This is a genomic window from Actinosynnema sp. NPDC059797 (assembly GCF_042732085.1).
Taxonomy (GTDB): Bacteria; Actinomycetota; Actinomycetes; order Mycobacteriales; family Pseudonocardiaceae; genus Actinosynnema.
Map to the genome: position 1 here is coordinate 1 of NZ_JBHWIE010000216.1, position 12,757 is coordinate 12,757.

General features: G+C 73.2%; 10 protein-coding genes. 6 read left to right on the top strand and 4 right to left on the bottom strand.

Annotated features, from left to right (window positions below):
• Positions 1 to 13: 13 nt before the first annotated feature.
• From ACFV4N_RS31205 to ACFV4N_RS31220, 4 genes are all read right to left on the bottom strand, one after another.
• Positions 14 to 1,570 carry an MFS transporter gene (locus tag ACFV4N_RS31205; protein ID WP_499676214.1) on the bottom strand — a complete coding sequence of 519 codons (1,557 nt, stop codon included), beginning with the start codon at positions 1,568 to 1,570 and terminating at the stop codon, positions 14 to 16.
• Positions 1,571 to 1,728: 158 nt separating this feature from the next.
• Positions 1,729 to 2,451 (bottom strand): TetR/AcrR family transcriptional regulator, encoded by a 723-nt coding sequence (locus ACFV4N_RS31210; RefSeq protein WP_499676215.1) that lies wholly within the window; start codon positions 2,449 to 2,451, stop codon positions 1,729 to 1,731.
• 26 nt (positions 2,452 to 2,477) lie between these two features.
• Positions 2,478 to 4,169, bottom strand: a complete 1,692-nt coding sequence (locus ACFV4N_RS31215) for an AMP-binding protein (protein WP_499676216.1) — start codon at positions 4,167 to 4,169, stop codon at positions 2,478 to 2,480.
• A gap of 79 nt (positions 4,170 to 4,248) precedes the next feature.
• Positions 4,249 to 4,995 (bottom strand): class I SAM-dependent methyltransferase, encoded by a 747-nt coding sequence (locus ACFV4N_RS31220; protein ID WP_499676217.1) that lies wholly within the window; start codon positions 4,993 to 4,995, stop codon positions 4,249 to 4,251.
• Between the two features lie 273 nt (positions 4,996 to 5,268).
• On the opposite strand from ACFV4N_RS31220, the gene ACFV4N_RS31225 reads away from it, so the two are divergent.
• The 6 genes from ACFV4N_RS31225 to ACFV4N_RS31250 all read left to right on the top strand — a co-directional run.
• On the top strand, positions 5,269 to 6,150 hold the full coding sequence (locus ACFV4N_RS31225) for a DUF6039 family protein (RefSeq protein WP_499676218.1): 882 nt from the start codon (positions 5,269 to 5,271) through the stop codon (positions 6,148 to 6,150).
• Between the two features lie 39 nt (positions 6,151 to 6,189).
• Complete coding sequence (locus tag ACFV4N_RS31230) at positions 6,190 to 7,434, top strand: hydroxymethylglutaryl-CoA synthase family protein (protein WP_499676219.1); 1,245 nt, start codon at positions 6,190 to 6,192, stop codon at positions 7,432 to 7,434.
• On the top strand, positions 7,425 to 8,207 hold the full coding sequence (locus ACFV4N_RS31235) for an enoyl-CoA hydratase-related protein (RefSeq protein ID WP_499676220.1): 783 nt from the start codon (positions 7,425 to 7,427) through the stop codon (positions 8,205 to 8,207). Before ACFV4N_RS31230 ends, ACFV4N_RS31235 begins: the two co-directional genes overlap by 10 nt.
• A gap of 31 nt (positions 8,208 to 8,238) precedes the next feature.
• The gene (fabD, locus tag ACFV4N_RS31240) at positions 8,239 to 10,575 is read left to right on the top strand and encodes an ACP S-malonyltransferase (RefSeq protein WP_499676221.1); all 2,337 of its coding nucleotides are present in this window, start codon (positions 8,239 to 8,241) and stop codon (positions 10,573 to 10,575) included.
• Positions 10,576 to 10,705: 130 nt separating this feature from the next.
• Positions 10,706 to 11,680: a DUF6039 family protein gene (locus ACFV4N_RS31245; RefSeq protein ID WP_499676222.1), complete on the top strand. Its 975-nt coding sequence runs from the start codon at positions 10,706 to 10,708 to the stop codon at positions 11,678 to 11,680.
• Positions 11,681 to 11,708: 28 nt separating this feature from the next.
• On the top strand, positions 11,709 to 12,757 hold a 1,049-nt coding region (locus tag ACFV4N_RS31250), incomplete at its 3' end, for an AMP-binding protein (RefSeq protein WP_499676223.1).

Here is a 12,757-nt window from a genome sequence, read left to right on the forward strand (position 1 = left end):
GGCACCTCTCCGATCAGGCGGACTCGTCGGTCCGCGTTCCCTGCTCCACGGCCTTCCCGTCGGTGGCCTTCCCGTCGGCCTTCCCGTCGGTGGCCGTGGCCGCCTCGGCCTCGGCCACGAGCGGCGCGACGTGGCGCTTGCGCAGCAGGGCCGCGAACACCACCGCGCCCATCGCGAGCAGCACCGCGCCGCCGACGAAGGCCACGTTGAACCCGGCGACCTGCGCGTCGGGCAGCGGCAGCGGGGAGGGGCCGCCGAGGGCCTCCTCGGTGCGGTTGGCCGCCAGCACCGCCAGCACCGCCAAGCCCATCGCGCCACCGATCTGCTGCACGGTCTGGTAGATGCCCGACGCGAGGCCCGAGTCCGCCTCGGGGACGCCGGACGTCGCCAGGAACGTGATCGGCACGAAGGCGATGCCCAGGCCGATCGACAGGCACAGCAGGCCGGGCAGCAGGTCCGCGGCGTAGGTCGACTGCGCCGTGATGCGCGACAGCAGCAGCATGCCGACCGTGGCCAGGCCGAGACCGCCCGCCCCGGTGACGACGTGGCCGATCTTGCGCGTCAGGGCGTCCGCGACGGTGGCCCCGACCATCACGCCCACCGCGGCGGGCAGGAACGCCAGGCCGCCCTTGATGGGGCCGTAGCCCAGGATGCCCTGGAGGTACAGCGCGGAGAAGAAGAACATCGTGAAGATGCCGGAGGTCAGGAAGATCAGCGTCGCGTTGGCCACGGCCAGCGTGCGGATGCGCAGCACGCTCAGGCGCATCAGCGGGAACCTGCTGCGCGACTCGATGACCGCGAACGCCACCAGCAGGGCCACGCCGAGCCCGAGCAGGCCCAGCACGACGGGCGAGGTCCAGCCCCACGCCTGCGCGTTGCTCAGCGTCCAGACGAGCAGCACGAGACCACCGGTCACGGTCAGCGCGCCCGCGACGTCGAAGCTCCGGTGCGGCAGCTCCTCGCGCGAGTTCGACACCGCGCGCATCGCCAGCACCAGGGCCGTCACGCCGAACGGCACGTTGATGAAGAAGATCCAGTGCCACGACAGCAACCCCGTCAGCAGGCCGCCGATCAGCAGGCCGAACGCACTGCCGCCGGCGCCGATGGCGCTCCAGACGCCCAGCGCCTTGGTCCGCTCGGACGGGTCGTTGAACGCGGTCGTCAGGATCGACAGCGCCGAGGGCGCGATCAGCGCGCCGCCGAGGCCCTGGAGGCCGCGCCCGATGGTGAGGACCTCCGCCGAGGTGGCGAGGCCGCTCAGCGCCGAGGCGACGGTGAACAGCACGACACCCGCGATGAACACGGTCTTGCGGCCGACGAGGTCGGCGAGCCGGCCGCCGAGCAGCAGGAAGCCGCCGAAGACGAGCGCGTAGGCGTTCACGACCCACTGGAGCGCGGCGGGCGTCATGCCCAGCTCGCGCTCGATCGACGGCAGCGCCACGTTCACCACGGTGGCGTCCAGCGCGACGACGAAGTAGGCCAGGCAGACGATGACGAGGACGAGCCAGCGGTTCCCGGACGCGCCCCCTCCGGGGGCGCGCTGGCTGTCAAGACCCGGAGATGCGGTCATTGCTGAACTCCTGGAGAGACGGGGGGTTCACCGTAGCAGTTAAATGGACTAGCGGGTCCGCTTAATGGCGCTGCCGGTCGATCCTCCAGGAGGGGACGCCTCCGGCGATGCGCAGAACAGCGCATCGCGGGGAACGACGTGGACCGCCGTCCGGTCCCTCAGTGGGCGGAGCGCATCGCGGTGTCGAGGTCCGCGGCGGCGGGGGCCGGTCCGGGCAGCTCGTCACCGGCCGGACCGTCACCAGCCGGTCCATCGGCGGCCGGGCCGGCGCCCGAGCGCAGCCCGTCCACGACGACGCGCAGGTAGCGCCGCCAGGCGTCGGGCCCGAGGACGCCCAACTGGCGCGCGGTCCCGGCCACCGCGCCCGCCAGCACCACCACGTCCACCGCCGTCACGCCCGCGCGCAGCCAGCCGGCCTCGTGGGCCGGTCCGACGACCGAGTCGACGGCCTCGACCACCGCGGTCATCGCGGTCCGGATCTCCGGGTGCGCCCGCACCTGGTCGCCCAGCGCCTCCGCCACCCCGCGATCCGCCACGAGCAGTTCCACGTACCGCTCCAGGAACCGCAGCAGGGCCGCCGCGGGCGACTCGCCGTCGGACGGCGGAGCGGCCTCGGCCGCCAGTTCGGACAGGCGCGCCGCGACCACCGCGGCCACCAGGTCCTCCTTGGTGCGGAAGCACCGGAACGCCGTGCCCTTGCCGAGGCCGACCTCCTCGACCACCGTCGACACCGAGACCTGGAGGCCGGACCGGGCGAACGCCCGGCCCGCGGCCTCGACCAGCAGCCGCTGGTTGCGGACGGCGTCCGCGCGGGAACGCGCGGCACCGCGTTCGGCCTTGCCGGCCATGCTGCCCTCCGGGCTGGTGGTTCGGGTCGTCAACGTGTCCAGGGTGCCGGGTGCGGCGGTCAGCCCGCCACCGGCAGCAGCACCGGGACGCCGTCCACGATCGGGTACCGGCGGCCGCACGACGTGCACGCCAGCTCCTCGCCCTCCGCCGTCAGCGGGGTCCCGGTGTCGTGGGGGCAGCGCAGCAGTTCCAGCAGGGCCGACTCGATGCTCATCGGTCGTTCACTTCCTTTCGGGGCGTCACCCGCGGTCGCGGGCCGTGGGGTGCCGGCCGGTCGCGCGCGCAGCTCGCGCTTCACGACCTTGCCGAGGAAATTGCGGGGCAGCGCGTCGACCGGCTCGACCTCCACCGGGACGCCGACCCGTTCGGAGGCCCGCGCCGACAGGTCCGCGACGACGCCCGGGTCGCTCGTGACGACCAGCGCCACCACCCGCTCGCCGTCGTCGGCCGGGACGCCGTAGGCGGCGGCCTCCCGCACGGACGGGTGCTCGTAGAGCGCGGACTCCACGGCGAACGTCGAGACCAGGCCCCGCGCGGTGCGGACCGCGTCCACCGCGCGGTCGAAGAAGTGCAGCACGCCCGACTCGTCCACGTGCCCGAGGTCGCCGAGCCGGGTCCACCCGTCCACGTGGGTCACCCGGTTCAGCTCGGGGTCGAGGTAGAGCCGCTTGGGCGCGGCCGACCGCAGCCAGATGTGGCCGACGACCCCCCTCGGCAGCTCCACCCCGTCGTCGTCGGTGATCTTCAGCTCGGTGCCGTGCGCGGGCACGCCGAGCGCGGTCGGCGAAGCCGGGTCGAACACGTTGATCACGACGGCGGGCGCCGCCTCGATCGACGTGTAGGACGTCGCCAGCCTGGCCTGCGGCAGCGCCGCCAGCAGGGCCTCCGCCACGGCCGGCGGGAAGGCCGCCGACGCCGTGGCCACGGTCTCCACGCAGCTCAGGTCGTGCCGGGTCGCGGCGCCGGAGTTCACCAGCTGGATGGCGGCGTGCGGCGGCACCATGATCGTGCCCAGCCGGTGCCGCTCGATCAGCTCCGCGGACCGCTCCGGGTCCCCGGGGGCGTTGAGCAGCAGCGGCGTGCCGGACAGGATCGGGAAGCAGATCGTGGCCTGGCTGGTCGACGTGCCCAGGGGCATCGGGGCGAGCATGTGGTCGACGGCGGCGATGTGGTCCATCGTCGCCTGGCCGCGCCCGAAGACGTAGTTGCCGTGCGGGCACGCGACGGCCTTCGACAACCCCGTGGTGCCGGTCGTGTAGAGGATGTCGGCGATGTCGTCGGTGCGCGGTGCCACGCCGGTGGAACCGGTGCGGCCGGTCTCCAGCTCGGTGACGGGCGTGCTCCAGCGGCCGTCGCCGAGCAGCACCGGGCGGGGCGCCTCGGAGCCGTGCACGAAGCCGACCGCGTCGCACTGGTCGAGCCGGCGCAGCAGCTCCTCGTCGGTCATGCCGCCGTTGAGGTGCACCGCCGTCGCGCCCGCCTTGAGCACGCCCAGGTAGGCCACCGCGTAGTCGATCCACTCGTCGCCGCCGAAGTACACCGCGACCCGCCGGCCGCGTTCGAGGCCGCGGGCCAGCAGTTCCAGCGCGACGGCCTGCGAGCGGCGCTCCCACGTGCCGAAGGTCAGCGCGGAGTCCGGGTCGACGGTGATCGCGACGGCGTCGGGCGCGGTCGTGGCCAGGCCCCGCAGCAGCACGGGCAGGGTGACGTCCTCGGTCACGGGTTCCTCGGGCGCGGATTCCTGGGACACGGTTCCTCCGGGTTCGGGCAGGGGAGGACCCGGCCCGCCGGCGGTCGGCGGACCGTGCTCCCGGGTGGGGTCCGGGCGGTCAGTCCCGGGTGAAGACCGAGATGGGGACCTGCCACACCTGGTGGCGCGCGGTCGTCGGGTCCGGCAGCGCGCGGAGCGCGGCCACGGTGGGCACGACGAGGCGCTCCCAGTCGTCCTCGTCGACGTCCTTGAGGTAGGACCACACCCGCCCGGCGATGCTGTCGGCGTACTCCTCGGGCGTGATGTCCAGCTCGTAGGGGTTCGCGCCGCCGGTGGTGACCAGCCGCAGGCCGAGGGAGGCGGCCGTCTCGTGCAGCTTCTCCGGGGTGTCGGGCACCTCGGGCTTGAGCACGTCCAGCGCCGCCGCGGCGGCCACCATGTCGTCGGGCTCGGCCTCGGGCACGCCGTGCACGGCCACGAGCCGGCCGCCGGGGGCCAGCACGCGGGCCGCCTCGCTCAGCGTGGCCTTCATGTCGTCCACCACGTGCAGCAGGTGCACCATGATCACGTTCGGCAGCGAGTCGTCGCCGAACGGCAGCTTCTCGGCGGTGCCCAGCACGGCCATGCCGTCGAGCCGGTACCCGGCGCGGGCGGCCATCTGGGGGGCGATGTCGATGCCCACCACCGGGTGGCCGAGCTCGCGGACGCCGTAGGCGACCAGGCCGGTGCCGACGCCCACCTCCAGCACGGTGCCCGGCACCAGGTGCGGGGCGATGTCGGCGGCGGCCTTGCGGCCCCGCTCCAGACCGCCGTGGTAGGCGTCGTAGTCGTCGGCGTCCTTGTCGAAGGACATCGTCTGGGACATGGAACCGGACTCCCTCTGCTGAGCTCGTCTCCGCTGGGCCGACCCCGCTGGCCTCGACCGAGCGTCCCGCGGCAGGCGGGCCTTCGGCGGGAGCATAACTCAAGCGGACCTGCCGGTCCACTTGTGGTCTTCCCGTCGTGCCCGGAATCCTGCGTCCTGCCTGGTCTTCCCGGATGCACAACTTTGAGCGGCGCCCGGTTCCCGGCGTGCTTAGCGTCCTGCTCCGCCTGCCGCACAACGGTCGCGGGGGCATCCCTTCGAGAGGAGCAGGCGATGACGGCGTGGACCTTCGTGCCGCCGGCGCAGGAGCAGACCTCCGACCCCGTGGACGAACTGCTGCACACCGGCAACAGCGGGCTGATCATCCACCGCGTCGGCCAGGTGAACTACCGGTTCCGCCGGCAGGCCCGGTCGTTCGCCCGGGACCTCCAGGAAGGCACCAACAAGGCGCTGCACCCGTACGCCACGACGCTCGTCTACGAGGAGCTGTTCGGTGTGCAGGACCGGTTGCACTGGCTGATCCACATGAAGGCGCCCAACGACTACGGCCGGCTGCTGGAGATGGTCGACCACGACGCCGAGTACCAGGAGATCGCCGAGGCCGACCGGCTCAGCGAGGACGGCGGCGGCAACTGGGAGCGGATGTTCGCCGAGGGGTCCTTCCGGGAGCACATCATCGTGCCCCAGCACGGCCTCACCCACGCCGACGACCACGACGTCGAGGGCCTGTTCGCCGCGCCCGCGCAGTTCCAGACCGACCAGCCCCGGGACGTCATGCTGCACAGCGGCAACGCCGGGGTCGTGCTGCACCGCACCGGCCAGGTCCGCTACGCGCTGCGCAAGCAGGGTCGCAAGTTCGCCTTCGAGTGGGGTGCGCACCTCAACCGGGAGCTGGCCGGGCGCTGCACGGTCTTCCTCTACGAGGAGCAGTGGGGCACCCAGGACCGCATCCACTGGATGATCCACCTGCGCACCCTGGACGACTACCGCGCCGTCCTGGAGCAGGAGACCGGCAACGACGAGCTCCGGGCGCTGCTGGCGAAGCAGCGCGTGCCGGACCAGGCGGGCGGCGGCGACTGGGGCGCGCTGTTCCTCGACGGCTCCCTGCGCGACACCGTGCTCATCCCGCACTACCCCGGCGCGGCCGGCAGCTGACGCCGCCACCGACCAGGACGACCGGAGCGAGGGGTGCCAGTGACGACGGATTCAGCGGTGGGCATCGAGGCCATCGACGCCTACGTGGGCCGGACCAGCGTCGGGGTGCGCGAGCTGTTCCTGGCGCGCGACCTCGACCAGCGGCGGTTCGAGAACCTGATGATGCGGCGGAAGTCCGTCGGGCTGCCGTGCGAGGACGCGGTGACCAACGCCGTCAACGCCGCCAAGCCGCTGGTCGACGCCCTGGCGCCGGACGAGCGCGAGGCGGTCGAGCTAGTGATCGTCGGCACCGAGTCCGGCGTGGACTTCGGCAAGCCCATCAGCACCTACGTCCACGAGGCGCTCGGCCTGCCCAGGCGCTGCCGCTCGTTCGAGGTCAAGCACGCCTGCTACGGCGGCACCGCAGCGCTCCAGATGGCCGCGGCATTCGTCGGCACCCACCCCGATCCCGAGGTGAAAGCCCTGGTCATCGCCGCCGACGCGGCGATGGCGGCGGCTCGCGGCACCTACTGGGAGCCGTCGCAGGGCGCGGGGGCGGTGGCCATGCTGGTCAGCCGGCGGGCCGACGTCCTCGCCCTCGACGCCGGGGCCAACGGCTACTACAGCCACGAGGTGATGGACACCCTGCGCCCCCGGCCGGACCTGGAGGCGGGCGACTCCGACCTGTCGCTGCTGTCCTACCTGGAGTGCCTGGAGCAGAGCTACCGCCACTACGCCGAGCGCGTCGTCGGCGCGGACGTCGTGACGACCTTCGACCACCTGGTGCTGCACACCCCGTTCGCCGGCATGGTCCGCGGCGCGCACCGCACGCTGGTGCGCCGGCACGCGGGGCTGTCGGCCGCCGAGATCGACGCGGACTTCGCCGAGCGGGTCGCGGGCTCCCTGGAGTACTGCGCCGAGGTCGGCAACGTGTACTCCGCCGCGCTGTACCTGGCGCTGTGCTCGACCATCGACCACGGCGCGTTCGACCGGCCCAGCCGGCTCGGGATGTTCTCCTACGGCTCGGGGTGCGCGTCGGAGTTCTACAGCGGCGTGGTGCCGCCGGGGGCCAAGGCGCGGCTGGCCGCCGCCGGCGTCGGCCGGCGCATCGCCGAGCGCAGGCCGCTGGAGATGCCCGAGTACGAGGTGCTGGTCGACGGGGCCGCGCACCGGATGAGCGGCGTGCGCGACCACGTCTTCGACACCAAGGAGTACCAGGACGTCTACGACGACCGCTTCGCCGGTCGGGGGCTGCTGGTGCTCGACGAGATCCGCGACTTCCACCGGGAGTACCGGTGGAGCTGACGACCACCCCCGCGGTGCGGGCGAGCCTGGACGGCGAGGTCTGCACCGCGGTGCTCGACCGGCCGGGCGAGCAGAACAGCATCACCGGCGACCTGCTGGCCGACCTGCACCGGGTGCTCGACGCCGCCGAGGCCGACCCGCGCTGCCGCGTGGTGGTGCTGCGCGCGACCGGCGGGGTGTTCTGCTCGGGCATGGACCTGGCCTCGGCGGCCGAACCGGGCGCCCGACCCGCCGAGCGCGGCGGCGCCCAGTTCCTGGGCGTGCTGCGGCGGCTCACCGAGACGCCCAGGGTGGTCGTGGCCCAGGTCGACGGCCGGGTCACCGGCGGTGGCGTCGGCATCGTCGCCGCCTGCGACCTGGTGCACGCCACGGCCCGGGCGCAGTTCAGCCTGCCCGAGGCGCTGTGGGGCCTGCTGCCCGCCTGCGTCACGCCGTTCCTGATCCGGCGGTCGGGTTTCCAGGCCGCCTACTCGATGACCCTGACCACCACCGCGGTCGACGTCGACCGCGCGCAGCGGTGGAACCTCGTCGACGAGGCCGTGTCGCGCGCGGAGGAGTTCGAGCCGCTGCTGCGCCGGCTGGTGTTCCGGGTGGGCAAGGTCGACCCGGTCACCGTCGGTGACGTCAAGCGCTACTTCCGGCGCATGTGGATCGTCACCGACGAGGTCGAGCGGACCGCCGTCGCCGAGTTCCGCCGGCTGCTCGACTCGGCCACCGTGCGCGAGCGGATGGCCGCGTTCGTGACCGAGCAGCGGTTCCCCTGGGAACGCTGACGCCCGTCCCGCGTCGAGGTGAGGAGTGTCCGTGCAGGCATGGGTCTTCCCCGGTCAGGGCGCGCAGCGCCGCGGCATGGGCGCGGAGGTGCTCGACCGCTTCCCCGACCTGGTCGCGCAGGCGGACCGCGAGCTGGGACTCCCGGTGCGCGACCTGCTCCTGCGCGACCCCGACGACCTGCTGCGCCAGACCCGCTACGCCCAGCCCGCGCTGTTCGTCGTGGGCGCCCTGACCTTCCTCGACGCGCGCGAGCGCGAACCGCTGCCGGCGTACTTCGCCGGGCACAGCCTGGGGGAGTACGCGGCCCTGTTCGCGGCGGGCGTCTTCGACTTCGCGGCCGGCCTGCGCATGGTCCGCAGGCGCGGCGAGCTGATGGGGGAGGCGAGCGGCGGCGGGATGCTCGCGGTGCTCGGCCTGGACGCGGGGAGGGTGGCCGAACTGGCCGCCGAGCACGCGCCGGACGTGGACCCGGCCAACGTCAACGCCCCCGACCAGGTCGTGCTGTCCGGTCCGAGGGACAGCCTCGGCGCGCTCGCGCCGGTGCTCACCGCCCTGCCCGGCGTGCGCTGCGTGCCGCTGAACGTCAGCGCCGCCTTCCACTCCCGCTACATGGCCGGCGCGGCCGAGGAGTTCCGGCGGGTCGTCGAGGCCGAGACCTTCGCCGACCCGGTGGTCCCCGTCGTGGCCAACGTGACGGGGGAGCCGTACGCCCCCGGCCGGGTCGCCGCACTGCTGGCCGAGCAGATCGTCAGGCCGGTCCAGTGGGCGCGCACCGTGGACCACCTGCGCCGCGCCGGGGTGGACGAGCTGCGTGAACTGGGGCCGGGCACCGTGCTGACCGGTCTGTGGCGCAAGGCCCTGGAGCGCCCGCTGCCCCAACCCCCCGCCCCGTCGGTCCCGACGACGAGGGTCCCGGCGACACCGGTCCCGGTGGTCCCGCCCCCGCCCGCCGTCGCGCCGGTCGGGCCCGGACTGCGCCCCGAGGACCTGGGGTCGGCCGAGTTCCGCGCCGACTACGGGCTCCGCTACGCCTACCTGGCCGGGTCGATGTACCACGGCATCTCGTCGGTGGAGCTGGTGCTGCGCATGGCGCGGGCCGGGCTGATGGGGTTCTTCGGCGCCGGGGGTCTGCGCGAGCACGTGGTCGAGGATGCGGTGGCCCGGCTGTCGCGCGAACTCGGGCGCGGCGGGCGCTTCGGCGTGAACCTGCTGCACGGGCTCGACGACGACGCCCGCGAGCACGCCCTGGTGTCCCTCTGCCTGCGGCACGACGTGCGCCACGTCGAGGCCGCGGGGTACGCGGCGGTGACCGCGCCGGTGGTCCGGTTCCGGTTCTCCGGCGCGCACCACGACGAGCACGGGAATGCGGTCGCCGTGCGTCACGTGCTGGCCAAGGTTTCCCGCCCGGAAGTCGCCGCCGCATTCATGGGGCCACCCCCGCGATCATTGTTGGACGACCTGGTCGCGTGCGGCCACCTCACCCGCGCGGAGGCCGCTGCGGCCATTCGGCTGCCGGTCGCCGGGGACGTCTGCGTGGAATCCGATTCGGCTGGGCACACCGACGGCGGCGTGGCCTTGACATTGTTGCCCGCAATGTGCCGGCTGCGCGACGAGGTCATGGCGGAGCAGCGCTACGCGCGGAGGGTCCGGGTCGGCGCGGCGGGCGGCCTCGGCTCGCCCGAGGCGGTGGCGGCGGTCTTCCTGCTCGGCGCGGAGTTCGTGGTGACCGGGTCGATCAACCAGTGCACCCCGGAGGCGGGGGTGTCCGACGACGTCAAGGACCTGCTCGCGGGCCTGGACTTGCAGGACACCGCCTACGCGCCGGCCGGCGACATGTTCGAGCTGGGCGCGCGCGTGCAGGTGGCCCGCCGGGGCACGCTGTTCGCGGCCCGCGCCACCAGGCTCTACGAGCTGTACCGCAGGCACGGCTCGTTGGAGGAGTTGGACGCGGCCACGGTGGCGTCCCTGGAGAGCAGGTTCTTCCGGCGGCCCCTGGCCGAGGTGTGGCGCACCACCGAGGAGTACCTGCGCCGCGAGCGGCCCGCCGACCTGGAGCGGGCGCTGCGCGACCCCAGGGCCCGGATGGCCCAGGTCTTCCGCGCCTACTTCGTGGACGGGACGAGGGCCGCCCTGCGGGGCGGCCCGGGCGAGCGGGTCAACGCCCAGGTGCACACGGGGCCCGCGATGGGGTCGTTCAACCGATACCTCAAAGGCACGGAACTGGCACATTGGCGTAATCGTCATGTCGATGTCCTGGCCGCACGCCTCATGGAGGATGCCGTTTCCGTATTCGCTCCGTGGCTCCGGGTAATGGCCGGTGGCGACATGCTCAAAAGTGAGCTGGGGAGCCATCGGGTAGACGCATAGGGTCGCCTCCGAAATTGTTATAGGGGCCGCGCCCGTTCATCCATTTGGACGCTCTGCGAGTTACATCGGCCATATATGGTTCCCGCGTCTCCAGGGCACCTGGTGCCGCGGGGGACTGGAGGAGGAATGCGTGACAATCGCTGAACCGCTCACCGGTGGACAGCTCTCCGCGGCGTCGCCCGCGCGTGGGGCGCAGGGGCAGACCGCGCTGGCACCGGGCAGCGTCCTGCACACCGCCAACGCGGGCATGATCGTCGAGCGGACCGCCCAGGTGCGCAACGAGTTCCACTCGGAGGCGCGCGTCTTCGCCCGGGAACTGGCGGAGCACATCAACACCACCCAGGAGGGCGTCGCCTCGGTCTTCCTGTACGAGGAGACCTTCGGCGTCAAGGACCGCATCCACTGGCTCATCCACCTGAAGTCGATGGACGCGTACGACACGCTGGTCCGGATGGGTGACTCGGACGAGGGGTACCGGGCGCTGTTCGGCAAGCAGCGCATCGCCCCCGAGCGCGGCGGCGGCACCTGGTCGAGGATGTTCCTGGACGGCAGCCTCAGCGAAACCGTCATGCTGCCCCAGTTCTGGGGGATGTACGGGACCAAGGTGGACGGTGAGCTGGAGCGCGGCACCGACGTCTACCTGAGCGAGGACGCCGACGTCGAGCTCCCGCCCGCGCGGGCGCAGACGACCCAGTCCGACGAGGAGCTGCTGCACTCCGCCAACGCCGGCATCCTGCTGCACCGGACCGCCGAGATCCTCTACGACTACCGCTCCGAGGCCAGGCAGTTCGCCCGCGAGGCCGCCCAGGTGATCAACGATAACCTGGCCGGCGAGGCCACCGTGCTGGTCTACGAGGACGCGTTCGGCCCGATGGACCGCATCCACTGGCTGATCCACATGCGCTCGCTGTCCACCTACCGCAGCCTCATGCGCCTGCACGTGCGCGACGAGGGCGCCCGGGAGATCTTCTTCCGCGAGCGCGCCCCGGAGAAGGGCGGCGGCGGCACGTGGGCACGGATGTTCACCCAGGGCAGCTTCCTCGACACCGCGCTGACCCCCCACCACTGGGGGCTCTACGCGACGGCCAAACCGGACCCGGCATGAGCGGCGCCGGCACGATCGGGGCGACGAGATGACCGAGTCCCCCGCGACCCTCCTGCACGAGGTCTTCGCCGCGCAGGCGGCCCGGACCCCCGACGCCGTCGCGGTGACCGCCGCCGACGGCGTCCTCACCTACCGCGCGCTCGACGAGGCGTCGACCGCGGTCGCCGACCGGCTGCGCGCCGTCGGCGTCGGCCCGGAGACCCTGGTCGGCCTGTGCGCCCCGCGCGGCGCCGAACTCGTGGTCGGCCTGCTCGGCATCTGCAAGGCGGGCGGCGCGTACGTGCCGATCGACCCCGACTACCCGGAGCAGCGGGTGCGCTACCTGTTCCAGGACAGCGCGGTCCCCGTCGTCGTGGCCTCCACCCGCTCGGCCGGGGCGCTGCCCGCGGACCTGTCCGCCGGCGTGGTCTGGCTCGGCGGGTCCGCCGACCGGGACCCGGCCGCCGGGAGCGCCGCGCCCGCGCCCGCCGCGCCCGCCGGGGCGGACCGGGCCGCCTACGTCATCTACACCTCTGGGTCGACCGGCGAGCCCAAGGGCGTCGTGGTCGAGCACCGCTCCGTGCTGCGCCTGGTGGCGCAGACCCGGGAGTGGTTCGGGTTCGGCGAGGACGACGTGTGGACGATGTTCCACTCACCGTCGTTCGACTTCTCCGTCTGGGAGACGTGGGGCCCGCTGCTCACCGGCGGTCGGGTCGTCGTCGTGCCCCCGAACACCACCCGCGTGCCGGCCCTGCTGCGCAGGCTCCTGCTCGCCGAGGGCGTCACGGTGCTCAACCAGACCCCGTCGGCGTTCCGCGCCCTGATCGCGGCCGACGCCGTCGAGGAGCCCGCCCGCTACGCCCTGCGGCACGTCGTCTTCGGCGGCGAACGCCTCGACGTGGGCCTGCTGCGGCCGTGGGTCGAGCGGTACGGCGACGACCGCCCCCGCCTGACCAACATGTACGGCATCACCGAGACGTGCGTGCACGTCACCCGCCGCCGGATCACCGCGGCGGACCTGGAGCGGCCGTCGGTCAGCCCGATCGGCTGCCCGATCCCGGACCTGGTGGTGGAAGAGGTAGACGATCGCCGACATCC

Bases quoted from the DNA above. Each gene is read 5' to 3' on its own strand.
- ACFV4N_RS31205 (WP_499676214.1), bottom strand. From the start codon at position 1,570: ATGACCGCATCTCCGGGTCTTGACAGCCAGCGCGCCCCCGGAGGGGGC.
- ACFV4N_RS31220 (WP_499676217.1), bottom strand. From the start codon at position 4,995: ATGTCCCAGACGATGTCCTTCGACAAGGACGCCGACGACTACGACGCC.
- ACFV4N_RS31225 (WP_499676218.1), top strand. From the start codon at position 5,269: ATGACGGCGTGGACCTTCGTGCCGCCGGCGCAGGAGCAGACCTCCGAC.